The following is a 25,663-nucleotide window of genomic DNA, read 5'->3' on the forward strand; positions in this document are numbered from 1 at the left end:
AGGAGGTATTATGGATTGGTTTGAAGCTTATGAGTCCGACATTAGAGCCTATAGTAGAGCTTATCCTGCTGTATTTGTATCAGGAGATAACGCTCGTCAAGTTGATGAGGAGGGCAAAGTCTATATAGACTTTTATTCTGGTGCAGGAGTGCTTAATTTTGGACATAATAATTCCAAAATGACTGATGCCATGGTTGATTACCTGCAATCCGGCGGCGTTATCCATACTTTGGACATGATGACGCCCCCGAAACGAGAGTTTATCCAAGCTTTTGTTGAAACCATTCTTAAACCCCGCAATATGAATTACAAGCTCCAGTTTATGGGGCCAACCGGAACCAACGCCGTTGAAGCGGCACTCAAGTTAGCACGTAAGGTCACAGGTCGCGAACAGGTGGTCGCTTTTACCCAAGGTTTTCACGGTATGACTCTGGGGGCACTGGCTTGCACCGCGAACCGTTATTTTCGCAATGCCGCCGGTGTTTCTCTAGAAAACGTTTATCGATGGCCATTTGAGACACATGATGGCGGCGGTGTTGAAAGTATCGAGACCTTAGCTGCTATTTATAAAAACAGCTCTTCCGGTACCGAATTGCCGGCGGCCTTTATTGTCGAAGTGGTTCAAGCCGAAGGCGGTGTCAATGTCGCTTCAAGCGAATGGCTGCAAGCCTTGCAAAAACTCGCCAAAGAACTCGGTGCCTTATTGATTATTGATGATATTCAAGCTGGTTGTGGTCGTACCGGACATTATTTCAGTTTTGAAGAAATGGGGGTAGAGCCTGATATCATCACCCTAGCCAAAGGTATTGGTGGTATGGGAACGCCGATGGCGATGAACCTAGTTAAACCGGAACATGATAAACACTGGCAGCCGGGGGAACATACCGGCACCTTTAGAGGCCAGAACTTGTCGTTTGTCGCCGGTCGTGAAGCGCTGCGTTATTTTGAAGATGATGATTTGCTTGATGAGGTGCATCGTAAAGGCGAAGTGATGCGCAATGCATTAGAGGCCATCGCTGAAAGATATCCCAATGAAAACATGCAAGTTCGCGGTAAAGGCATGATGCAAGCCTTGGATATCGGCGATGGCACCTTGGCTAAGGCGGTCGCCAAAGACTGTTTTGAACACGGCATGCTATTTGGCCCTTGCGGTATAGGTGGTGAAGTGATGAAGCTGATACCACCTTTGACTATCCCGGATGAAGACCTTTATGAAGGTCTTGAGATTTTTGCCCAGTCTATTGAACGTCAACTGAATTGAAAAGGAGAACACTATGCGTGAAAGAGATGATATGACTTTTCCTTTTTCTGAATATCAGCGTCGCGTCAATGAGCTAAGAGGCCGCATGGCAGAACGTCTATTGGATGCGGTGATTATTTCCGATGCAGAAAATATTTTATACTTGACCGATTACCAGACCACCGGTTATTCATTCTTCCAAGCCTTGGTTGTACCCTTGGAAGGCGAGCCCTTTATGGTGACTCGTAAGCTCGAAGAATCCAATGTTATTCACCGTACCTGGGTGGAAATCACCCGTCCTTTTCCAGATACCGGTGATGCGATTCAGGTTTTGATCAGCTCTTTGGTCGAATTCGGCTTAGCCGGCAAAACCATCGGTTATGAACGCAATTCCTACTATTTTAATGCCTATCACCAGGATGTATTCCGCACCTCGTTTGTGCGCAGCCGTTTAATGGATTGTTTCGGGATTGTCGAGCAGAGCCGTATCTGTAAATCCGAATACGAGCTTGAGGTCATGAGAAAGGCCGCGCTAGCCACCAAGGCGGGAATGAAAGCCGGGCTGGATGCGGTGCAAGCCGGTGTTACCGAAAACGAGATTGGCGGGGCGATTAGTCAGGCGATGTTTGCTGCCGGTGGCGAAATTCCGGCGGTGATGCCTTATGTGACCTCCGGGCCGAGAACCATGATCGGTCATGCTTCCTGGGAAGGGCGTACCGTCCAGCCCGGTGAACATGTGTTTATTGAAATAGCCGGTAGTTACCGTAAATACCATACGGCAATGATGCGCACCGCGATCTGTGGTGAACTTTCCGATAGTATGTATGAAGCGCAAGAAGTCATGAAAAAAGCGCTCAGTTGGCTGAGAAGTGAACTGCGTCCGGGCATGACGGTTTCCGATGTCGACCGCATGGTGCGCAGCATCCTGCATGAAAATAAAGTCGGCGCGCGTTTGATTACCCGTTCCGGCTATTCGATCGGCATCGCTTTCCCGCCGTCTTGGGATGAGGGGTATATCCTTAGTCTTAACCAGGGGCAATCCGATGTCTTAAAACCGGGCATGACATTTCATGTAATTCCTTGGTTATGGGGCGTTGATGGCGATAAGACCTGCGGTATTTCCGATACCTTCTATATTACCGAAGATGGCTGCGGTTCTTTCTTTGATGATTTTGATCAGGATTTTGTTATTAAACCTTCCGGTGCCTCGGCGTCTTCCGGCAAAAAAAGTTTGGAGATTGCCGGCAAAATTGAGCCCAAAACCAAGCTGGTGAACAAAGATTCTGCTGACAAAAAACACAAGAAAGTGAAATAAATCCTAAAAGGAGAGGTCGATGTTAATAGCAACCAATCCAGCCACCGGTGAAGAGGTGCATCGCTTTGCACCAATGGGTGACAAACAACTGTTACAAGCGGTGGAAAAATCCGCACAAGCCTTTAAATCATGGAGGCGTACCCGTTTTGCTGAACGTGCCGAGGTTTTGCAAAAAGCTGCGACCTTTATGCGTGAAGACAAAGAACGTCTGGCTCGTTTAATGACCATCGAGATGGGCAAGCCGATTAATGAAGCCTATGGCGAGGTGGAGAAAGCGGCCTGGTGCGCCGAGCATTATGCACAAAATGCCGAGCAATATCTGTCAGCCGTCAGTTTGCCTTCCGATGCCAGCGAGAGTTATGTGCAGCATTTACCATTGGGGCCTTTATTAGGGGTGTTGCCGTGGAATGCGCCTTTCTGGTTAGCGTTTCGTTTTTGTGCACCAGCGCTGATGGCGGGCAATACCTGTTTAATGAAACATGACGAACATGTTCCGGCTTGTGCCATCGCCATTGCCGAGGTGTTCGATAAGATCGGTGCGCCGCCAGGCATTATGCAGAATTTGCCGATTCATCGTGACCAGGTGGAAATGGTGATTAAGCATGATGCGGTGCAGGCGGTCTCCTTAACCGGTTCGAGCCGTGCCGGTTCTCAGGTTGCCGCTTTGGCGGCTTCGCAAATCAAACCGGCGGTATTGGAGCTTGGCGGCTCCGATCCGAGTATTGTGTTGGCTGATGCCGATATTGATGCGGCGGTCGAAGTATTGGCTCTGTCGCGTATTATCAATGCCGGGCAATCCTGTATTGCGGCAAAACGTCTGATTGTCGAAGCGCCGGTATATGATGAGTTTATTGCCAAATTGCACAGCAAATTAGCACTATTGAAAATGGGCGATCCAAGTGACCCGAGCACGCAGGTTGGCCCTATCGCTCGTCCGGATCTGCGTGATGGCTTACATCGCCAGGTGAAAATGAGCATTGAACAAGGTGCTAAGTGTCTGCTTGGTGGCGAGATACCCGATATGCCGGGTTATTTTTATCCGGTGACTCTGTTGGTCGATGTCACTCCAGAAATGCAGGCGTCTTGTGAAGAGACGTTTGGCCCGATTGCGGTGGTCATGAAAGCCGAGTCGGCGGAACAGGCGTTGGCAATCGCCAATGATACGCCTTATGGGTTAGCGGCATCCATTTGGACAGCCGATATTAGCAAGGCACGGGAGATGGCGACGCAAATCGAAGCCGGTCAGGTGACCATTAACGGTATCGTTAAAACCGATCCGCGTTTGCCTAGTGGCGGCATTAAACGTTCCGGTTATGGTCGTGAATTGGGTCCTCACGGCATTATGGAGTTTGTCAATGTCCAGCAAATCTGGATAGGGCCTAATACGCAATAGAAAATAGCCTGAGGGGGTATGGTTTGAGTGACAATTTGAAAGACAATTTGCATTCCGAATCCGAATCGAAATACGGCTCAAAAAATGGATTTCATATCGCTTTGATAAGCGTGCATGGCTTAATTCGTGGTAATAACTTGGAACTGGGTCGTGATGCCGATACTGGCGGGCAGACTCTGTATGTGGTGGAGTTGGCGCAAGCCTTGACCGCGCGTCCTGAAGTGGCCAAGGTTGAGCTTTTTACACGTTTAGTCAGGGATGAAAATGTTGATTCGGACTATGCTCAACCGGTTGAGCAACTCAACGATAAATTATCGATTGTCAGGATTGAAGCAGGTCCTGACGAGTATATATTCAAGGAACAGCTTTGGGATTATCTCGATAGTTTTACCGATAACATGATGGATTATTTTCGCGAGCAAAAATCCTATCCGCATATCTTCCATAGCCATTATGCCGATGCCGGTTATGTCGGTGGTCAATTAGCCAATCAACTTTCCATTCCTTTAGTGCATACCGGGCACTCTCTGGGACGGGTAAAACGTTCGCGGCTGATTGCCAACGGTTTGTCTTCAATAGAGATTGAAAATGTCTACCATATGAGTCGGCGAATAGATGCCGAAGAATTTGTTCTTGCCAGTGCCGAACGGGTGATTACCAGCACCAATCAGGAGATTGAAGAACAGTATGAAATCTATGATTTCTATCAGCCCGAGCAGATGCGAGTGATACCACCCGGTACCGACTTGAGTCAATTTCAGCCACCTGATTCGAATAACGCTGAGGAATTGCATTCGGAGTTACACCAGCGTATGACCTATTCTTTAACGCAACCGGATAAACCGATTATCCTTGCGCTTTCGCGTCCCGATCCGCGTAAAAATATCGCCTGTTTAATAAAAGCCTACGGAAAATCCAAAGCGTTGCAGCAGTTAGCCAACTTGGTGATTATTGCCGGTAATAGAGATAATGTCGAAGACTTGGAAAGTGGTGCCCAGCAGGTATTTAACGATATTTGGAGGATGATCGATCGTTATGATCTGTATGGCAAGGTGGCGATGCCTAAGCACCACTCACGCAATGAAGTCAGTAATATCTATCGGATTGCCGCAGCCTCCGGCGGGGTTTTTGTCAATCCTGCCTTGACCGAGCCTTTCGGTTTGACATTAATCGAGGCGGCCGCTTCCGGGTTGCCGATTGTCGCCACAGAAGATGGTGGGCCAAGAGATATCACCAAAAATTGCCATAACGGTATTTTGATCGATCCACTTGAAGCCAATACGATTGTTGATGCACTGTTAGAGCTTTTCCAGCAGCCGCAAAAACGTCAGAAGATGATTGAAAACGGCTTGCAGGGCGTGCATAAATATTATTCTTGGCAGGCTCATGCCGAGCAGTATATGACATTGATTACGCCATTGATTGAAAACTCTGAACGACTTGAGCGTCAGGTTATCGAGCGGCGTTCGGTACTTTATCGAGACCGCGCGATTGTCACCAGTCTTGACCAGAACTTGATGGGAGATCCGCAGTCGCTGCAGAAATTAATGGCGATGATCAAGCAGCACCGCAAATCGACTGCGTTTATCGTTTCCACCTCCCGGCGCCTGGATTCAGCGTTGCGCTTATTGAAGCATTATCAGATTCCCGAGCCTGATGTATTGATTACCAGTCTGGGAACCGAAATCAACTATGCACCGAAACTGACTAAAGATGAACATTGGAATAAACATATTGATTTTCATTGGCAACCCCATAAAGTGCGCGCCTTACTCGATGATCATCCCGGGTTGTACCTGCAACCGCGCTCTGAACAGACTCCCTATAAATTAAGTTATTACCTGAATGCCGATATTACCGATGTCGAGCATATCAAAGGCATTCTGCATGAAGAGGATCATGCCGTGCATGTTGAGTTCTCCTTTGGTAAGTACCTCGATATCGTGCCAATTCGTGCCTCCAAAGGGCAGGCGTTACGCTATGTGGCGGATTGCCGCCAGATTCCATTGGAGAGAATTCTGGTAATCGGCGGTTCCGGTGCCGATGAGGATATGATGCGCGGCAATACTTTGGCTGCTGTGGTGGCTAACCGTCATAACGAAGAGTTATCGCAATTGCATGATATTGAACGTATTTATTATGCCAAAAACAGTTATCAGGACGGCATTATCGAAGCGATCGAATACTATGATTTTTTCGGTGAATGTCGCGTCCCTGAAGAGAGTAGAGAGCAGAGCGCGTGAATAAAATCTTATTGTGTACCGATATGGACAGAACCGTGATTCCTAACGGTTTACAGCCCGAATCAAGCAATGCTAGGCAGCGCTTCAAAGAGTTATGTGCATTGCCATCCTTGCAGCTGGTTTATGTCACTGGCCGGCATTTGCAGTTGATGCAACAGGCGATTAGCGATTATGACTTGCCAGCGGCGGATTATGCCATCACCGATGTGGGAACACGTATCTATTATCGAGAGGATAGCAACTGGTGTTTATTGCCATCGTGGCAAGAGGAAATCGATCAGGATTGGGCGCATATCCAACCTAAGGAGGTATTTGACCGTTTAGCGTCAATAGTTGGAATGACGGCACAGGAAAGCGCAAAACAGAATAAACATAAAATCAGTTTTTATATCGATTTAAGGGTTTGCAATGAAAAGGATTGTTTGGCGCAAGTGGCGCAGCGCCTAGCTGACTTGAATATGCGAAGCAATCTGATTTGGAGTATCGATGAATTCACCGGTACCGGTTTATTGGATATCCTGCCGGCAACAGCCAATAAGCTGCACGCCATTAGATTTTTACAGCAACAACTCGGTTATGCTGATCGAGAGCTGGTTTTTGCCGGTGATAGCGGTAATGATTTGGAGGTTTTGAGTAGTTCGGTGCAAGCGGTCCTGGTGGCCAATGCCAGCGATGCGGTCAAATCCCAGGCACAAGCTTTGGCCGCTCGGCAGCAAAATGGCAATAGGCTGTATTTGGCGACCAATCAAAACGATGCTTGCGGTAACTACAGTGCCGGTGTGTTACAGGGGGTGTTGCATTATATGCCCGCATTGAAAAAGCAATTGGAAAATCATTTTTTGTCTAAAGGGTAAGGATGCAATGACGGCTATTACGATTTTTGGCGAGGTTTTATTTGACTGTTTTGATGAGGGCGATAAAGAGCTTAACGTGCTCGGCGGCGCGCCGTTCAATATCTGTTGGCACTTGCAGGCCTTAGGCGATAAGCCCGTTTTTATTTCCAGAGTCGGTAATGATGAACTGGGCCATCAAATTATCGAAAAAGCGTCTAACTGGGGGATTTCGGTTGACGCGATTCAGATAGATAAAAGCCATCCAACCGGGCAGGTAAAGGTCAATTTTATCGATAATGAACCGGATTACGATATCAAAACCAATAGTGCTTATGACTATATCGAACTGGGTGATCTGGACGAATTAAAGCAAAACCTGATGCCACAAAATAATGATAAGCCGATTTTTTATCATGGCTCCTTGGCATTACGAAGTTCGGTGGCGAAACAGATTTTCCAGCAATCCGTTTCGGCCGAGCAGTGGGATATTTTTCTGGATGTTAATCTTCGCCAACCCTGGTGGGATACGGTATCGCTTTTCAAATGGATCAAACAGGCACGCTGGGTCAAACTCAATATCAACGAATTGCGAGAACTGGGTTTTGCCCATCAAGATCTGCAGCAAGCGATGCTTGCGTTTCAACAGCAGTTTAATAATGAGCAGGTTATTGTCACCCAAGGAGAGGAAGGCGTGACCGTGCTCGCAGGCAACCAATTTTATGCGTGCAAGCCACCCCAAATCAGTCATTTTATCGATACGGTCGGTGCCGGAGATGCCTTTACCGCGGTTTATATGCATGGCCTTGTCAATGACTGGCCGATCGACAAAACCCTACAAGAAGCGCAAGCGTTCGCCGCCAAGGTTATCGGTATACGCGGTGCTATCGCAAAGGATAAAGGTTTTTATACAGAATTGATGTCTTGAATTAACAGGACAATCAAAAAACGCCAACCATTACTAAAACAAGGTAAGAAGAATCGCCATGTACGAGCAAATTTCTCACTCGCTGTTGAATGAAATATTGAACCAGATCAAACCGGATATCTACACCCAGGATTTACGCCATTTTTATACCCGTCTCGGAGCCAACTTTTATGCTATCCATGGCTTGTTTGCCAAATTGTATGGCAATCGTGACGACTTTGAACAACAGGCATTGCGTCTGGTTGAGACCATGGCCCATAAATATATCGAGCGTTCAGAAGAACTCAGGCAGTTGGATATCGATCGTGAGCGAGACCATAACTGGTTTGTTCACCAAAAATGGGTCGGTATGGCGCTTTATGCCAACGGTTTTGCCAAGGATCTAAACGATATTCAAGATCATCTGGGGTATTTGCAGGAGCTCGGAGTCAATCTGGTTCATATTATGCCGATCATGAAGTGTCCAGAAGGCCAAAGTGATGGTGGTTATGCGGTCAGCGATTTTCGTCAGATAGATGAACGTACCGGAACCCTGGAAGACTTACAGCGTTTATCTGAAGGGATGCGCGAGCGTGATATGTTGTTGGCATTGGATGTGGTTTTGAACCATACCTCACACGACCATGAGTGGGCTGAAAAAGCCGCTCAAGGTGACGCCAAATACCAAGATTATTATTACACCTTTAAAACCCGCGACATTCCGGATATGTTCGAGCAGAGCATGTTGGAGGTCTTTCCGGAAACGGCACCGGGAAACTTCACCTGGGATGACAAAATGCAGCGTTGGGTGATGACGGTATTCAATAATTACCAATGGGATCTCAACTATAAGAATCCGGCGGTATTTATTGAAATGCTTGATGTGATTCTCTATTGGGCCAATAAGGGCGCGGATATCCTACGCTTGGATGCGGTCGCCTTTTTATGGAAAAAACTCGGTAGTACCTGCCAGAATGAGCATGAATCACATTTGCTTTTGCAGCTCTTTAAGGATTGTTGTCAGGTCACAGCCCCGGGTGTTTTATTTATTGCCGAGGCGATTGTCGCGCCATCGGAGGTGACCAAGTATTTCGGCGAGGATGCGATTATCGCCAAAGAGTGCGAAATCGCTTATAACGCCACCTTTATGGCATTGCTTTGGGATGCGGTGGCGACCAAAAACACCAAATTGCTGACACAGGGCATTAAGAGTCTGCCCAATAAGCTGGAAAGGGCGACTTGGCTGAATTATATTCGTTGTCATGACGATATCGGTTTGGGCTTTGATGACAAGGATATTATCCAAGCCGGATACGATCCTCAGTCTCATAGACGTTTCTTAATCGATTATTTGACCGGTCGCTATGCCGATTCCAATGCTCGAGGTTTGCCGTTTGCAGAAAACGTCAAAACCGGAGACGCTAGAATATCGGGCTCCCTCGCATCTCTGGCCGGATTGCAGTACGCCATTGAAAGTGAAGATTTTTCGGCGCAAGAAAAGGCGGTTAAAACCATTATTCTGCTCAACAGTATGATTTTGGCATTCGGTGGTATTCCGCTTTTGTATTATGGTGATGAAATCGGCACCCTAAACGATGATTCCTATCTGAATGATCCGGATAAGATGGATGATAACCGTTGGGTGCATCGACCGAATATCAACTGGCAAAAAGCGCAAAAACGCCATACGCCGGGTACGATTGAATATGATATTTTTAACGGTATTAAAAAACTCATCACCATTCGCAAGGAAATCAATGTGTTTGCCGATTTCAATAACCGGGAGATGATTGATGTTGATAATGAAAACCTGTTTGTCTTCAGTCGTTTTAATCCAAGGCAGTGCAATGACAGAGTATTGGTGGTCGCCAATTTCAATGACCAGCCGCAAACGCTCGATCTGCAAGGCTTAACAGGGTGGGGTAATTATGAAAACGGAGATGTGTTTGATTTGCATACCCGTCAGGAACCGGAGATATTCAATCATACACTGGTGATTCCGGCACTGGGCTTTTATTGGCTCAGAGAAATGTAAGCGCCAAACAAACTTAGCTTGGTTTATAAAAAAAGGTGCCGGGCTTAATGCCTGGCACCTTTATAGCAACAACCGGATTGTATTTTCCAAATGCGTTCAAATGGAAATGGTGATCAGTGTCCCAATTGTTTACGGATGGCCTTGACATTGATTAACATGGCGATGGAAATCAATAACGCGACCACGAAGAATCCCGAGAACACATACAGGGTTTCGGCATAAGAGCCGGTGGCATCCTTCACCATTGATATAATCAAAGGTCCTACCAAGCCGGCCGCCGCCCAAGCGGTTAGGATATATCCGTGAATCGCGCCCAGTTCCTTGGTGCCGAAAATATCACCGATATAGGCCGGAATAGAGGCAAAGCCGCCACCGTAACAGGACATAATAAAATACAGGATGATCTGGAAAATAATGATTTCGGTAATCGATGGCAGCATATAAAACGCCACGGCCTGAGCGGCAAAGAAAATCACATAAACAACCGGACGCGTCAGATAATCGGATAAAGATGCCCAGAAAATACGTCCGGCACCATTAAATATCCCCATTAAACCGACTGCCGCCGCCGCAATCAATGCCGACACGCCCAATACTTCCTGCAGTAGCGGTGAAGCTACACCGATAATCGCAATACCGCAGGTTACGTTAATAAACAGCATCAGCCATAGGCCGTAGAATCGAGGCGTTTTAACCGCCTCATGAACACCTAGCATCGCCAAATCGGGTTTGATTTTCTTATGACCGGCTTCCACTTTTTTCTTGAAGCCTTCAGGCATATAGCCTTCTTCCGGTTTTTCCAGATACATCGCCGAGGCGAACATGATAATAAAATAGCTAATCCCTAAAACGATAAAAGTCGAACCGACACCAATCGAGCTAATCAGCACCTTGATGGTAGGCCCCCAAACCGCTGAAGCGAAACCGAAGCCCATAATCGCCAGACCGGTCGCCAAACCTCGTTTATCGGGAAACCACTTCACCAGGGTTGAGACAGGAGAGATATAACCGATACCCAAACCACAGCCGCCGAGTACGCCGTAGAAGAAGTAAAGCAACAGTTTCGATTCCATAAAGATGGCTAAACCGGAACCGGCGGTACCCAAACCAAACAAAACCGCAGCAATGATTGCCGAGACCTTAGGGCCGTTTTTCTCAACGAATTTGCCCATTAAGGCGGCAGACAAACCTAAAAAGAAAATCGCGATACTGAATGCGATAGTGACATCGGTCAAAGTCCAGTTCATGGAATCTTTAATCGGATTTACATAAACACTCCATGCATATACCGAACCGATACAGATATGAACACCAACAGCCGCTAAGGCCATCAACCATCTATTTTTCATCTATTAATCTCTCCAAATAAATTCCACAAAATTATAGCGGAAATTGATCGTAGATGTTTGTTATTGCAGGGGCAAAATTTTAGGGTAGACAAGTTGTATCGGAAGGTTGAAAGAGGAAGAGAAAAAAAGTTTCTGAAATAAGGTTAATGTCCTTATTTAGTGAGCCTTGGATGCCTACCTAGAAGTAAGGCATCCAAAGGACAAGCAGCGCTTAGTTTTTATTGAATTTTTCCAAGCGTGTCACTTGGATGTCGGAGACAAAAACCACCCCTGAGTGTTTATTGAAGAACGGTGCAAAGCCTTCCATAATCGGGTTGACCAAATGTTCAGGCACGGCGGTGATAATCATATTCAATACCGCATCTTCATTGAACATCAAGTGGCCCTCATGAAAGCCCTGGCTGCCTTTACCTGAAAGGTTATTGACAATGGTATAGCCTTTGACGCCAGCATGATCCAGCAGGTCGGTAACAAACTCCTGATGCTCACCTTCAAGGATGATCTCTAATTTCTTAAGTGGGCTGAACTTCAAGTTATTCATGATGCTTGTTTCTCCTCAGCAAGGGTTTGTTGAAGTTGTGGTGCCGAAATTTGCTGCCATGCACCGTCTTCAAATGAGTAAATGTTTTTGTCTTCAGGATCGATGACCAGCATACGAATCCATGCATTGGTCACCAGTTTTTTCACCGATACCACGCTTTCAATGGCATCTTTGGCTTTTTCAAACGGTGCTTCGATGACAGCAATCAATCGTAACGGTTCGTGATAAGGTTTACCATCTTTTAATACAGTTTGCGATGGCAGACCGGTGCGCAAATCACCTAGGTTTCCCGTCATAACCCCAAATCGGCCGGCGACGTTGTGCGATACCTTGGAGCCACTACCGAAGCTTTCATTATCAACCGCCGAGAAATAATGTTCCATATTGATCCATTGACCGACCACAAGCGGGCCGGTCAGGATATTTTCCAGCAGGCGGTTTTTATGGTCTACGCGGTAATCGTAGGAGTGCAGGAAGGCTCGGCTTTCCAATGAGAAATCCTGAGTCAATTGGCGGCGTCCAATAATGAAATAGGCGTTACGCGACAGACCCCATTCAGGGCGAACCTGAGACCAGTCCATCGAGTTGCGTTGTGCCAATTTATAGGCTTTGGCCGGATGACGTTGAATCTCTTTGGTCACCTCAAGCGATGGCATACGCTCCTGAGCACTTAGTCTCGATGCCGCATTCAAACCGCTGCGCAAACGATCCAGATAAACCAGATGTGAAGGTGGAATCAAATCAAGGTTATAGAGTTGAACTTCATCCGTGGTGGTATTGTGCATAGCCGGCACAAACCAAGTATCGTCAGGGATATCAATACCTTTGGTACGTAACTTACGACGAACATTAGGGCGGTTGGCCATTTGCGCCAGCACCTTGGCGCTGACAATACCGTGGTTACCACCGCAGGCACCGCAATCCAACGCCGACTCATAAGGGTTGTTTTCCGACTTACTGCCGTGACCGGTTATCAAGACAAAGCGTGAGAAATTGTCGGTTAAACCGATCGCGCTCAGCGCCTGTGCCACATAGTTGACCTGTTCATCGACGGTAAAGCCGATTCGACCTAATCTTTCCAACTGGTTGTCGGCAAAAGATTCATTGATACGATAAGCGGTTTGCAGACGCTGAATGAACTCTTTGGCTTTTTGCGCATCCAAACCTAAGTCGTCAGCGCATTCCAGCTCATAGTGGTTATTCATTGCCGCTTCACGCAAATCTCGAACCATGGCATCGTTGATGTCTTCGGTTTCTAGGCCTAAATCCTGTTCAATGGCTTTTTCAATCACCGCACGCTGCACCGCACGCAGAATCGAATCGGCCTGTTCACGGCTAAGCTTATCGACCAATAGACGAGTATGTGGCTTATGGTGATGCAGGTGTTTGCGTACATGATGATAGCTTTGTGGTGCGATGGTTTTACCGATCATGTCAAAACCAAATAGCAGACCAATCGCCTCAACGGTGACAAACGGTGTCAATACCGACTCTTTTAATTCATGCAGAGCTTTTTCCAAGGCGCTTAATGCCGGCGCATCCTGGGGGCCTGCAGCGGTAATTTCCGGTACCAGGTTGCGTGGGGTGACAATCACCGGAGCCAAATGGTTTTCACTGCCTTTGCCCAACTCCATAAAACTTACCGGCACACCGAAGAAACCGGCGATACCATAAGTTTGGTATTCACCCATACCTTCAAGGTGGCGACGGATCGGTTCAGAACGAGTATCGATACAGAACATCGCTTGCGCAAAAGGGCGTTGCTGCTCGTTTTCTTTAGGCGCATAGTTGATATTGCCCAGTAGCTTATCAATCGCCTTGCCTTCCATGGCTTTAAGCCACAGCATGCCTTCTTGCTCTTCAAACTTGGCCAGTAAACCAATCATTTCAGCCAGTTGTTCGGCGCTTAATTGCATCAGTGCGTCTTGCTGGTTGGCTTGAATTGCTAAGTTATTCAGGTTTCGTGCAAGCTGTTGCGCTTCTTGCACGCGTTTTTGTTGCACATATTTGGCAAAGGTTTCTTCAATCGTTTTTTGTTTGCCTGATGCGAGCGCTTTTTCCACTGCGAATGCCATTGCCGGTAATGTTTGTTGACTGAACATCTCCTGACGCAAATAGGTTTCAGCGGTATTGCTTTGAATCGCATTGCGAATGCCGTCGGTGGTGTGTTCATAATGCTTATGACCACGTTCATTAAGCAGTGCCAAAGCAAGCGTTAGGCGAATCGCCATCAAATCAACCAGATCACCCGGGAAGCGTTGGCTCCAGTGGTAACTCTTGGCGTTGGAACGCCAGCGAATAAATCCGGTCCAGCCGTGTAGGTGAGACAGTTCACGAGTGAAATAATCCATCCACATCTCTTCAGGTACACCAAGCGTTTGTAGTACGTGGCTAATCATGTCTTCGGCGGTATCGGCATTTTCCAGAATATGACCGATTTCCAGACCACGGATGATAAAAGGCACGTTGCGGCTGGCGATATTACGCCAAGCCATAAAGAAGCCTTGTTCGCGTTCAGGCATTTCCCAAACCGATTGACCTTCATCGAAGAAATCAAGGCAGCTTTTAACCACCAGTTCATCAAGCTCTTTACCGATATTGCTGCCATAAAGGGCATCCACCGCCTCATAAATAGGGCGGTCGGCCAAAAGCGTTTTTTCCAATTCATCGGCTACAGCGGTTTGACTGATTGCAGCGTGTTGTAACGTCTGGTCATGTAAGGCTTGATAAACCGCCTCGCTATCTGCCAAGGTCAGTTTGCTGATCACCGGGTTTTGGACTTTTGTTAGCACGCTCATAAACCAAGCCGACAGATTCAGGCCTGTCTGGTTTGAGTTGTCAGCGATAAATGTGTCAACTCCGTTTTGCAGAGCATTGTGCTGAATCTTACCGTCTTGTAGATATTCTTGATAAAGATCGCGTGGCAAAAAAGAGCGGCCATGAAACAGTTTGGCACCTTTTTTGGCGGCTTCGGCAAAATGCAAGTGTTCCAAACCGTGTAAAGGATTATGGTGAATAAAGGTACGCATTGGCCAGAAGAACGGGATCGGTTCTGCGGCAACGTGAATCATTGAGCGAATTTTTAGGCTATGACCTAGCGAAATCTTCATAATAATCCTCCAATGAAGAAGCTACCAGCAAGAGCTAAAACAACCAGTACTACGGCATAAAGCCAAGTGGCCTGAAGACTGATGTCAGGCTGTTTGTTTTCCGGTTCGGTACCGACAATCATGCCTTGGATAAAACGGGCCGCTGACCAGCTCCAGAGTAACCAAGTCAAACCGAGCATGACCATCAGCAAAGGTGTTGAAAGAACGCTTGCCTTAATCATCATAAAAAAGTTCGGAAAGCCTGGTGTCGCCGTAGCGGCCAATACTGTGATGACCAATACGCCGGCAAAACGCGGCATATTTTGTGCTAAACCGCCAAATAAACCGGCATAAGCGGCACCGTAACGAGTGACCAGAGCGTGAGCCAATAGCGTTAACACCACTAGCGGAATACTCATGGTCAAAGCGATATAAATCGCTTGCTCTGCCATTGCGGAGGCACTGAAAATCCATAGCAATGCCCAAGTGGATGTGGCCAGAAAGCTTGTCCATAAACCGACATCGCGGATTACCGTTAAACGGAAGGCATAGAACATTGCTGTCGCAGCGGCCCAGATAATAATCCACTCAGGAATATCAATCTGGCTGCTGGCTAGAATCAGCAGGCCGATTTGCGGCCAGATGACAAACAAAGCCATTCGCAGGTAAGGTTGGCTGATTTTTGCCATGATGGCGTTAAACAGCATACTCATTGGAAACAGCGGTAAAAATACGGCTGCAAGAAGAATCATTAGATTTGTCATATCAGCACCACTTGAACCATACATTGAGTTTTGCCGCTAATGCCAGCAGCTTTCGGTTTAGGCTGGCAAACAGGTCGGTCATATAGAACTCACGAGAAACCAAAGCATAGAAATTCATCCAAACATGGCTCTGTTTCGAGCTCTTGTTGGCATAGGTGCTGTGAGTGTAATAGACACGCAGCCAGCCAATAATAATGATGATTGCAAGTACACTGATTAGGGTGATAAACCATCCTAGATCGATACCGGCAGCGGCATATAGCTGATCACCGAATTGCTGATCAGGGTATAGGAATGAATCAAATGCATGACTGATTACCGTATAACCGATTACCACGACTATAAACGAGAACACGATCAGGGCAATCAAGCGCCATGGATTGCTGGAGCGCATGCTGTAGGTACTGAACAGCAATTGGGCACCGGTGACCCAGCCGAAGAACAATAGGATGATGGCACCTTGTTTCTGAATAAAGTCGGCAGAAACGAAATAGTGGGCGGCAAATAACACTACTACCGGAACTATTAAAGTGATCATCGCCATAATCAACCAAGGCTGGCGAACTTTAGGCGAGCGTCTTTCGACAATAAAGGTGTAGAGGTCGTCTTTTGGTATACCGTCGTTATTACGCGCTTCACCAATGACATTACCGGCACTTAAGAATAGCGTGCCTTTGAATAGACCATGCGCAATCAGATGGAAAATCGCCAAAGAGAAAGCCCCCAAGCCAACTTCCATAATCATAAAGCCCATTTGTCCCATGGTTGAGTAGCCCAAAGCCTTTTTAATATCGCTTTGGCTCAACATCAATACAGAGCCGATAACGGCGGTAATCAAACCGACGATAAAGAGCCAGTGAAGGATATCGTTGGTGTGCACAAAAATCGGTGCGAAACGGTTGATAATAATCCCACCGGCATTAACAATACCGGCATGCATCAAGGCCGAAACCGGGGTTGGCCCTTCCATCGTATAAGGTAACCAGATATGCAGGATAAATTGTGCGGAACGGGCAAATGCCGAGACCGCAATCAAAGAAGAAACGGTTTCGGTTAAAGAGAGTCCGAAGTAGGTGGTCGCATCTGGGTTTTGCGCGACAAAATCAAAGATAACATTCAAAGACCAGCTGCCGGTCGCTTGGAACAACAGCACTGCCGCAATCACCATGGGTACATCACCGAAACGGTAGGTGATAAATGTCCAGAAGCTATAACGGAAAGCCGAGTGGCTGCGGTTATCATGACCGAGAAGAAAATACAGAATGACCCCGACCAAATGCCAGGCAACCAAAAGCATAATCAAATCACCGGCAGCAACCATCAATATCAGTGACGCGGCCATCAGATCAAGCAAGACAAAGAAACGGCCATAACCGGCTTCTTCGGCCATATAGCGCACTGAGTAGACACGGACAATCAAGCTGATCCCGGAAATCACCATTGCCATCAAGGTGCTTAAAGGGTCAAACATCATGCTGCCCCAGTTACTACCCCATGAATAAACGGCGTTTGGCGCGCCCGACACATTCAGCGCAAACAGCACAACAGCAATGACAAATGTCAGCGTCGCTATACCGATACTGATTTGAGAAACCGCTCTGCCCATATTCTGGCTCAGCAGGTGCGTGAGTATGGCAGAGACCAAGGGCAATGCCGGTAAATATTTGATTAACTCTTCCAAGGTATGTAACCCTTTTCTAGTATTTATTTTATTAGTGGTTTAATCATTGAATTGGCCTAATTTTTTCGACGAATTAGGTTCAAAAATTAACAATCTCTAGACAAAGATGACACGAAGATAATGGCTTTCAATAGTCATGTCAAGCCATAACTAAAAGGTTATGCACGGACTGGAAAAAACGCAAATAAGCAAAGAAAAAAAGCTTATGTGTCCATTAGTTTTTTACTGTAGAGAGGGTGCAGTTTGTACTCATGTTTTATAAGGTGTTTTCAAGGCCAAGAGTATTTTACAGTTATTGCAGATATTCTGGTGTTTTGCGGCTTTGATCAAGCTGATAAGAAGTGAGTGGTTTTATTTTTTGCAAATATCAGGGGTTGGTTTGTCTAATTGTCCATGTATTGCAGTTCGCAGCCAATCTAAAAACGGTTTTTTGAGTAAGTCTAAGTTTGCTAGGTATAGGTGAGCCTTTATTCAATTTAACGGTTTTATCACACATTTTAAGAAAAAATGGTTTAATGAAAGCCAATCGTTTATTTCTACCTTCCAAAAGAAGGGGGTCAATATAGTGAGATATGTATTTGGAATTATTTTAATAGCGTTGACTGTTAGTTCTTGTTCGAAAACAGAACAGACAATAAATATCGCTGGAAATAACTGGCTGGGTTATCAGCCATATTATGTCGCGAATGCCTTTCTGAGAACAGCTCAAAATATCGATGCTCCGGAACCTGAGAGTGAAATTCAGGCGTTAAGAAGCAACTTTAATATCACCTCACTCAATTCTACCACTTCGGTAATGCGACTGATGTCTAATGGTATGTTGGATGGAGCCCTGCTGACTCTGGATGAGGCGATTCGATTTATCGACGAGACTGACATGGAGCTATGTATTGCTCAGGTGGTTGATTACTCATCTGGTGGTGACGCAATGGTTTCCAAGCAGGGTCTTTTTGAGAACAATCATAACGGTAAAATAAGAATTGGCCATGAGTCTAGTGCTCTTGGAGGTTATATGTTGAGACGAGCAGTCGAGCATCTAGGGCTGTCATGGGACGATATCGAACCTGTCCTTGTCGAACCAGTTGATCATGTCATGATGTTTGAGAAGGGGCAAGTGGACGCAATTATCAGTTTCGAACCTTTTTTGACTAAGCTAGTTGATGCTGGGGGGGAAGTTTCTTTTTCCAGCCGACATATCGAAAAAGAAATTATAGATGTTTTCGCAGTGCTCAAGGATTCATGGAAAAGTAATCGTAATCAATATATCAGTTTCATTGAAGTCATGTGGGCTTATGGGATGGAGCATGTGCTGCAAAAAAAACCTAGTTCATTGAATTTAATTAGAAGTAATACAGGCATGGACAGTGAACAATTTGACAACGCTTTGCAAGGGATTCACTTGGTCTCTGTTGAAGAAAATAAAGTGATACTTGACAGTCAATTAAGTGACTCTATTGAGAAAATGAGTGACTATCTTATCGAATCAGGCATGATCAACAATCGGGTTGAGCTAGGCAGGTGTGAGTAGGAATAATAATATGCAGCAAAAACCTCTTTGGTTTCTGAAGAGTATTCGTAATCGCATAACTCTAGCAGTATTGATCTTAACCATATCTCTTATGGCTTTGTTTACTTATGTCTTTGTGGATGATTTGCGTTCTGAATCAAGAGATAAAGCCTATAGTGAATTGGTGACCACGGGAACCCTTTTACAGGGCACTCTAAACCGAATGCTTAGACACGGCGGTCATAAATATGTCAATCAGGTGTTGTCTGAACTCTCTGTAAACCCTCATTTTAGTAATATCTCAATCACTGACAAAAAATGTAAATTATTATTCACGCCTCACTCTTACGATTTGGGAAGATGTCTCGGTGATATTCTTATTGGTGGAAGCACTTCCACCATTGAAAAAGTTGCTCGAAGTGGAGTCAGTGAATATGTTTTTCTTGATCAGTATGAAAAGTTCATAGTCTATGTGCCCTTGATTGCTCCAAAAGGCAATTTGTTAGACAAAGAAAGATATGTTTTGGTCATTGAATATGTACTTTTGGATCAGGGAATTCAGGCATTTTTGGATCATTCAAATGAATTGTTTGGTTTGATTTTAATAATGCTGTTTGTCAGTTTAATGCTTTGGCTTTATTTACACAACAGGCTTACTCAACCGTTAAAACACCTCTCCAATGCGGTAGAAATGATGAGTAATGGAGACGTTGTTGAAAACATCCCTTTCAAAACCGCTGATGAAATTGGTTTATTAGCTCGGGCGCTTGAATCGATGTCTATTGAACGTTCTCTTAACGAGCGTAAACTCCAACGTCTTTCAATGGCTGTTGAACAAGGTTGGGACAGTATTATCGTAACCAACTTAGATGCAAAGATTGAGTTTGTGAATGCGGCTTTCACGCGAAATACAGGATATTTGGCAGAAGAAGTTGTGGGGCGAAACCCGCGTATTCTTCAAAGTGGCGAAACTCCCCAAGAAACTTATGATGAAATGTGGCAAACCCTGATGAGAGGTGATGTCTGGAAAGGTGAATTAATAAATCAGAGAAAAAATGGTGATAAATTTATCGAGTATGCAACCATTAGCCCTGTTCGCGATAAGAATGGCGAGATATTTAGTTTTATTGGCATAAAACAAGATATTACGGAATTAAAGCAGCTTGAAAAACAAAGAACTGAGGCTGAACGCGCGGTCAATAGCTTTTTCAATCAAAGAATGTCGCTAAATATGATTGCTACCATGGATGGTAGGATTCAACGTGTAAACCCCGCTTGGGAACGGGTCTTGGGTTACAGCGTTGATGAGATGGAGGGGAAGCCTTTTATAAATTTTGTACACCCGGATGACAGGGAAAATACTGCAACCGAGCACCAGAACGTCATACTGGGTGAATCGACTTATGAATTTGAGAATCGATACAGAGATAAAGAAGGCAATTACCATACTTTTATTTGGACCTCGACGATATCTAAAGAAGACAACATAATATATGCCGTAGCAAATGACATTACTGAACGAAAAAAAGTCGAAGACAAGCTGCGTGATATTGCTGAAGTATTCCACAGCTCTGGTGAAGGCGTAATGCTTACTGATGAAAACTGCCTGATCAAGGATGTTAATAATGCCTTCATCAATATCACCGGGTACAGCAAAGAAGAGGTAATCGGAAAAAACCCAAAAATTCTAAGTTCTGGCCATCATGATCGAGCTTTCTATCAGTCAATGTGGGAGGTTTTAAAGAAGAGTGGCCATTGGAGCGGCGAAATTTGGAATAGACGCTGTAACGGTGAAGTTTATCCAGAGCTTCTTACTATCAGCAGCGTACTTGATGAATTAGGGAGTCTAAAAGGTTTTGTCGGTGTATTTTCTGATATTACGAATATAAAAGAGTCAGAACGAAAAATCCGATTTTTAGCACATCATGATCCCTTGACAGAGCTGCCCAACAGACTGTTGCTTGACGCAAGGTTAGGTCACAGTATCAATCACGCTTCTCGTAATAAACGAAAGCTTGCTGTGATGTTTATTGATGTTGACCGTTTCAAGTATATTAACGACAGCATGGGGCACTCTGTTGGCGATGAATTACTTCGAGAGTTGGCTTCAAGGTTGATCGGTTTGGTGCGTTCTGAGGACACGGTGTCGCGCATCGGTGGTGATGAGTTTGTCATTATACTGGAGGATGTTTCAGGAGCGGAAAGCCTCGTTAATATTACTAATAAAATTATGTCGGAAATCAGTTCGCCATTTGAGCTTTCAGGTAACGAAATTCGAATTACAGCCAGTGTAGGTATCGCTTTTTATCCTGATGATGGAGCAGATAGTAGTCAATTGATGAAAAATGCCGATGCGGCAATGTACCGTGCAAAAGATGCTGGCCGAAATATGTATCAGTTCTATACAGAAGATTTAACCAATATCGCATTTGAGCACATGTTTATCGAAAATGCTTTACGTGGGGCTATAGAGCGTGAAGAATTAAGATTGTTTTTCCAGCCTCAAATCGACTTACATAATAATGAATACGTAGGTATGGAGGTGTTGTTAAGATGGTTTCATCCTGATCAAGGTTTGATCTCCCCAGCACGCTTTATCCCAATTGCGGAGCAGACAGGAATTATTCGGCAAATAGGCTATTGGGTGTTGTTTAATGCGTGTAAACAAGGCAGGGAATGGCTTGATAGAGGTATTGATTTTGGGCGTATTTCTGTAAATGTTGCTGGCCCCCAATTGCAGCACCATGACTGTGTGGCACGACTTATTGATGTTCTTGAACAAACCAGATTTCCAGCGGAGCTTCTTGAGATTGAGGTTACTGAGGGGTTTGTAATGCGCAACGCAGAGGAGGCAATTGAAAAGCTCAATGTTTTCAGAAAAATGGGTATCAAAATCGCTATTGACGACTTTGGTACCGGTTATTCTTCTTTAAGTTACCTGAAAAGGTTGCCTATAGACAAGCTTAAGATAGATCAGTCGTTTGTCCGCGACATTTTGGAGGATGAAAACGATTTGGCGATTGTGCAGTCTGTTATAGCTTTAGGAAAAGCCATGCAGATGAATGTAATAGCCGAGGGTGTAGAGTCTGAAGAACAGGCAGAGCTTTTAAATAGTAAAGGGTGTGATCAGGCTCAAGGCTATTTATACGGTCACCCTGTTCCGCCGGAAAAACTTTGGTTTAATATCTGATTTGTGCAATGTTTTTTGCAGTAAATTGAGACGGTTTACAAGAACGTCGTTAACTCTTTTTACATTGGTTAGTCATGCAAGTTGTTAAGTAAATTGATCTTCAGATTGAAGATATTACAACCAAGAAAACGGCCGGTTGAAAAAAAATGGCAGAGTCTGTTTCACATTTTATTGCTGAATTATTGAAAATTTGGTGGAGCTGGGAGGAGTCGAACCCCCGTCCGCGGAGCCTCCATCTAAAAATCTACATGTTTATTTGGTCTATTAATTTAACCTGAATGCTGCCCGACCAGCAGGGATCACATTAGGCGAGTTTGTAAAGTTTAATGCCAACTACCCAAACACGCAGCGGACACGGTTCTGTGAGATATGATACAGCGTTAGGGGCCACAGACAGCTTTCCTAGGCTGCACCAGCGGGATTAAGCCGCTAGAGCGTAGTTATCGTCGTTTGCAACTATAACAAAATGAAATAAAGATTTACGTGCATCATTCAGGCACGACATGCATTTTAAACTTTGTACTCCCCGTCGAAACCAGTGCAGCCCCGAATAGGAAAAGTTTGTTTGCAAAGATATACAAACCAGACTTTTAAAGAACGTTTAATTCAGTGGGTATTATTGGGGCTAAGTCAGTAAAATTCAAGGGCAGGGTGCGATTATTGATGAAATAATTCGCCCTGAGGACGGGGATGCTTTTAGCGCGTCATTTTCATTAGGCGCTGTTTGTCACGATTCCAGTCGCGTTCTTTGATGGTGGCGCGTTTATCGTGCTGCTTTTTCCCTTTGGCGAGACCGATGGCCAGTTTGACCTTACCTTGTTTCCAGTATAGCTCTAGGGGTATAACGGTGGTTCCCTGAGTATCGACCAAACCACGCAGACGATTGATTTCACGGCGGTGCAGTAGCAATGGGCGAGTACGTAAAGGGTCGTTATTGGTATGAGTTGAGGCGGTAATCAACGGAGTAATCAAGGCGCCAAATAGAAACGCTTGATCGTCTTTGAAAATCACATAGCTTTCGCCGAGCTGTATTTTACCGGCCCTCAGGCTTTTCACTTCCCAGCCTTGAAGACTTAGTCCGGCTTCCAGAGTCTCTTCGATAAAATAGTCGAAACGCGCTTTTTTATTGACTGCAATAGAATTTGGGTTTGCGCCTTTTTTCTTTTTTGCCATGGTGTTCTTCTAAATCCTAAACTGAAATAAAACGATACTTGATTGTTTTAGCCTGTTATTGCTCAATGCGCAGGCATTATAGCAAAGATATCGTTATGGATTGCTTTGTTAAACGCTCGGTTTCAGGCAAATAACAGGTCGAGCCTTTTATTTGATTTTTCGTTTGGTCAGGCAAAACTCCATCACGTTTTGCGGTACCGCTTTTAGCATACGTTGGGTGTCTAAGTTGAATTGGCGCTTATGGCCGTTATCGCTGATTAAAGTGATATCCAGGTTTTCTTGGTTGGCGATCGCTTCATTCAGCTGTTCAAAGAAATCCCTGGCCTCGTCATTCGTTGTCGCTTGTCTAAAGCTGGGCATCTCTTCAAAGGTAAAAGAGAAGAATCCACTCATTCCCAGCAAACCTTCGCTTTGTTTGAGTTCCGTTTTAAACAGCTTGCTTAGGTGGTTGGTTTGTCCGCCAATGGAAAGACGATAACTCTCCGAGCTTGATTCGCTTTTGACTTTTAATGTTTGTTTGCTGTCATAGATATAGCCGTGTTTGGCATATTTTGACGAGGCATTGGGCAGTTCGCCGTCTTCCATTAAGTTTTTTTGTTGTTCGGTGTATTGTATGCTGAAGTTGGTGAAGAAAGGGTTGCAGCGCAAGAAAAAGGCCGCTTCTTGACTGAAGTCAGCGGGAATAAACAACACCTTGGCGGTATCGAGTTTTTCGCTAAAATCATCGCCTTCATAATTAACCACCCAAGTATTCTTTAATGGCTTGTGGGCTGGGTTTTCGATTAACTTTTCCTCAAAGGCGAGGGTGTTACCACTAATCAATATGGCTGAGATCAATAAGCCAAAGCAGAACGGAGTGGTAAATTTTGTCTGATGAGTGTTAGCTGCCATTTTCTTTTCCTGTTTGATCACCGGTTACAAGTCATGTGCAAATGCTGATTCATTCTAACATTGTTAATCAATAGGTTTGCAGCGCTTAAATTTATTCTCTCTTTGCTGCTTTAATAACGGTTGAATCAACGGGTTTGTTATAATGCCGCTAGTTTCAAATTGTTCAGCCCTATTGAGGCAATCAGATAATTTAGTTAAGTTATGAAAAAAATCGCAAGAACGGCACTGCTACCTTATTCGGCGCAACAAATGTATGACTTGGTAAACGATGTGGCCGCTTATCCGGAGTTTTTGCCGTGGTGTGGCAATGCAAAAGTCGTGAGTCAAACTTCTATGACCATGCAGGCTCAGGTGACCATCAGTAAAGCGGGTATCAAGCAGACGTTTGAGACCAAAAACCATTTGGTTCCGGCAGAAAGAATCGAGATGCATTTGGTGGATGGTCCTTTTAAGCATTTACGTGGCGAGTGGGTGTTTAAACCTCTGGATATTGATGCCTGTAAGGTAATGTTTGAGATTGAGTTCGAGCTTAATAGCGGTTTGTTAAATGCGGCCATTGGGCCGATATTCGAAAATATCACGACAACCTTGGTTGACTCTTTTTGCGAACGCGCCAAACAGGTGTATGCTTAATTTATTGTTATAGGACGTCGGGAGAATCATGTCAGAGCAAATCAATATTGAAGTCGCTTATGCTTTAAGGGATGAACAGTATCTTTTTACTGAAAAAGTCGCGCCCGGCACTACTATTGCCGAAGCCTTGGCGCAATCACGACTGCTGCATGAATTGCCTGATTTGAATATTGATAAGGTGGGGATTTTCGGTCGCTTGGAAAAGCCGGATACGGTTTTAAGAGAGGGCGATAGAATCGAGGTGTATCGTCCTTTAAAAGCCGATCCAAAGGATCGTCGCCGCAAACAGGTGGAGCAGGAACGCCAAGCGGAAAAACAATCGAAAGAAAACGCATCTAAAAAATAAGTCTCTCTCCTGTTAACAAGCTATTGAGGCTATGAATTTTTTCATCGGTCTCAATAGCTCGTTAATCTCTGTTTATCGAAGTTAAATCCAGTCAAGCTTGAATGGTTATCAGTGACTTCAGGCCAAAGCTTTGCACTAATTCAAGGTAAAGCTGTGTTTTAACTGGTAGAGCATATAAAGCACTTCTTCTTGTTCTCGTTGCGCGACCTGGTTGCGTTCTAATGCAAGCAGAACATCGTCTAAAATACTGGTGAATTCAGCCTCTTCCATGGCTAAATCCTGCTTCGTTTGAGCCAGCGTATTGTTATTGAAACAGTGCGGGCCGCCGGTAATGGTGGTAAAGAAGTTGGTGGTTTCCCTTTCAACTGTCGGGATATGTTTTGCCGAATAGCGGTGATGGGTATAAGGGTGCTGATAATGAATAGCAACAACGTCCGACGCAATTTGCCTAATCACTGCTTTGCCGCCCAATCTTTGATACAAGGTTGTCATATCTTTCTCCTTTATAGATTGCCAAAGTAGAAAGTGAACGGTAA

At 45.2% G+C, this 25,663-nt stretch carries 19 protein-coding genes and 1 other RNA gene; 11 read left to right on the forward strand and 9 right to left on the reverse strand.

What is annotated here, in order from left to right; genetic code table 11:
* The first annotated feature begins 10 nt into the window (after nt 1-10).
* The 7 genes from ectB to FE785_RS04535 are packed head-to-tail and all read left to right on the forward strand — an operon-like array spanning nt 11 to nt 9,963.
* Nucleotides 11-1,261, forward strand: coding sequence for a diaminobutyrate--2-oxoglutarate transaminase (gene ectB / locus FE785_RS04505; RefSeq protein WP_138564624.1), 1,251 nt, complete (start codon nt 11-13; stop codon nt 1,259-1,261).
* A 13-nt stretch (nt 1,262-1,274) separates the two neighbouring features.
* On the forward strand, nt 1,275-2,555 hold the full coding sequence (doeA, locus tag FE785_RS04510) for an ectoine hydrolase (RefSeq protein ID WP_138564625.1): 1,281 nt from the start codon (nt 1,275-1,277) through the stop codon (nt 2,553-2,555).
* Nucleotides 2,556-2,574: 19 nt separating this feature from the next.
* Entirely contained in the window at nt 2,575-3,948 is a 1,374-nt protein-coding gene (locus tag FE785_RS04515) for an NAD-dependent succinate-semialdehyde dehydrogenase (protein WP_138564626.1), read from the forward strand.
* 47 nt (nt 3,949-3,995) lie between these two features.
* Nucleotides 3,996-6,191 (forward strand): HAD family hydrolase, encoded by a 2,196-nt coding sequence (locus tag FE785_RS04520; protein ID WP_138565787.1) that lies wholly within the window; start codon nt 3,996-3,998, stop codon nt 6,189-6,191.
* Nucleotides 6,188-7,045, forward strand: coding sequence for an HAD-IIB family hydrolase (locus tag FE785_RS04525; protein WP_138564627.1), 858 nt, complete (start codon nt 6,188-6,190; stop codon nt 7,043-7,045). The genes FE785_RS04520 and FE785_RS04525 overlap by 4 nt, the downstream gene beginning before the upstream one ends.
* Nucleotides 7,046-7,052: 7 nt before the next feature.
* Nucleotides 7,053-7,949 (forward strand): PfkB family carbohydrate kinase, encoded by an 897-nt coding sequence (locus FE785_RS04530; protein ID WP_138564628.1) that lies wholly within the window; start codon nt 7,053-7,055, stop codon nt 7,947-7,949.
* Between the two features lie 58 nt (nt 7,950-8,007).
* Nucleotides 8,008-9,963, forward strand: a complete 1,956-nt coding sequence (locus FE785_RS04535; RefSeq protein ID WP_138564629.1) for an alpha-amylase family glycosyl hydrolase — start codon at nt 8,008-8,010, stop codon at nt 9,961-9,963.
* A gap of 113 nt (nt 9,964-10,076) precedes the next feature.
* Here the strand turns inward: FE785_RS04535 and FE785_RS04540 are convergent, their stop codons facing one another.
* From FE785_RS04540 to FE785_RS04560, 5 genes are all read right to left on the reverse strand, one after another.
* A complete protein-coding gene (locus tag FE785_RS04540) occupies nt 10,077-11,312 on the reverse strand; it encodes an L-lactate MFS transporter (RefSeq protein WP_138564630.1) in 1,236 nt (411 codons plus the stop codon).
* A gap of 211 nt (nt 11,313-11,523) precedes the next feature.
* Nucleotides 11,524-11,853, reverse strand: coding sequence for a P-II family nitrogen regulator (locus tag FE785_RS04545; protein ID WP_138564631.1), 330 nt, complete (start codon nt 11,851-11,853; stop codon nt 11,524-11,526).
* Entirely contained in the window at nt 11,850-14,963 is a 3,114-nt protein-coding gene (locus FE785_RS04550) for a DUF2309 domain-containing protein (protein WP_202978324.1), read from the reverse strand. The genes FE785_RS04545 and FE785_RS04550 overlap by 4 nt, the downstream gene beginning before the upstream one ends.
* Nucleotides 14,960-15,706, reverse strand: a complete 747-nt coding sequence (locus FE785_RS04555) for a hypothetical protein (protein WP_138564632.1) — start codon at nt 15,704-15,706, stop codon at nt 14,960-14,962. The genes FE785_RS04550 and FE785_RS04555 overlap by 4 nt, the downstream gene beginning before the upstream one ends.
* A 1-nt stretch (nt 15,707) precedes the next feature.
* Entirely contained in the window at nt 15,708-17,387 is a 1,680-nt protein-coding gene (locus FE785_RS04560; protein WP_202978325.1) for an NADH-quinone oxidoreductase subunit 5 family protein, read from the reverse strand.
* A 565-nt stretch (nt 17,388-17,952) separates the two neighbouring features.
* Here FE785_RS04560 and FE785_RS04565 point away from each other — a divergent pair.
* The gene (locus tag FE785_RS04565; RefSeq protein ID WP_138564633.1) at nt 17,953-18,915 is read left to right on the forward strand and encodes an ABC transporter substrate-binding protein; all 963 of its coding nucleotides are present in this window, start codon (nt 17,953-17,955) and stop codon (nt 18,913-18,915) included.
* Nucleotides 18,916-18,925: 10 nt separating this feature from the next.
* On the forward strand, nt 18,926-22,084 hold the full coding sequence (locus tag FE785_RS04570) for a bifunctional diguanylate cyclase/phosphodiesterase (RefSeq protein WP_138564634.1): 3,159 nt from the start codon (nt 18,926-18,928) through the stop codon (nt 22,082-22,084).
* A gap of 191 nt (nt 22,085-22,275) precedes the next feature.
* Here FE785_RS04570 and ssrA read toward each other — a convergent pair.
* The 3 genes from ssrA to FE785_RS04585 form a co-directional block, all read right to left on the reverse strand.
* Nucleotides 22,276-22,632, reverse strand: a transfer-messenger RNA (tmRNA) gene (gene ssrA / locus FE785_RS04575).
* Nucleotides 22,633-22,780: 148 nt separating this feature from the next.
* Complete coding sequence (gene smpB, locus FE785_RS04580) at nt 22,781-23,257, reverse strand: SsrA-binding protein SmpB (RefSeq protein WP_138564635.1); 477 nt, start codon at nt 23,255-23,257, stop codon at nt 22,781-22,783.
* 147 nt (nt 23,258-23,404) lie between these two features.
* On the reverse strand, nt 23,405-24,148 hold the full coding sequence (locus tag FE785_RS04585; protein ID WP_138564636.1) for a hypothetical protein: 744 nt from the start codon (nt 24,146-24,148) through the stop codon (nt 23,405-23,407).
* A gap of 201 nt (nt 24,149-24,349) precedes the next feature.
* Here FE785_RS04585 and FE785_RS04590 point away from each other — a divergent pair, with 201 nt between their 5' ends.
* Together FE785_RS04590 and FE785_RS04595 are read left to right on the forward strand one after the other, a co-directional pair.
* Nucleotides 24,350-24,781, forward strand: coding sequence for a type II toxin-antitoxin system RatA family toxin (locus FE785_RS04590; protein ID WP_138564637.1), 432 nt, complete (start codon nt 24,350-24,352; stop codon nt 24,779-24,781).
* Between the two features lie 28 nt (nt 24,782-24,809).
* A complete protein-coding gene (locus FE785_RS04595; RefSeq protein WP_138564638.1) occupies nt 24,810-25,127 on the forward strand; it encodes an RnfH family protein in 318 nt (105 codons plus the stop codon).
* Between the two features lie 135 nt (nt 25,128-25,262).
* Here FE785_RS04595 and FE785_RS04600 read toward each other — a convergent pair whose 3' ends face one another.
* The gene (locus FE785_RS04600; RefSeq protein WP_138564639.1) at nt 25,263-25,619 is read right to left on the reverse strand and encodes a truncated hemoglobin; all 357 of its coding nucleotides are present in this window, start codon (nt 25,617-25,619) and stop codon (nt 25,263-25,265) included.
* Nucleotides 25,620-25,663: the final 44 nt, after the last annotated feature.

Source organism: Thiomicrorhabdus sediminis, assembly GCF_005885815.1.
Lineage (GTDB): Bacteria > Pseudomonadota > Gammaproteobacteria > Thiomicrospirales > Thiomicrospiraceae > Thiomicrorhabdus > Thiomicrorhabdus sediminis.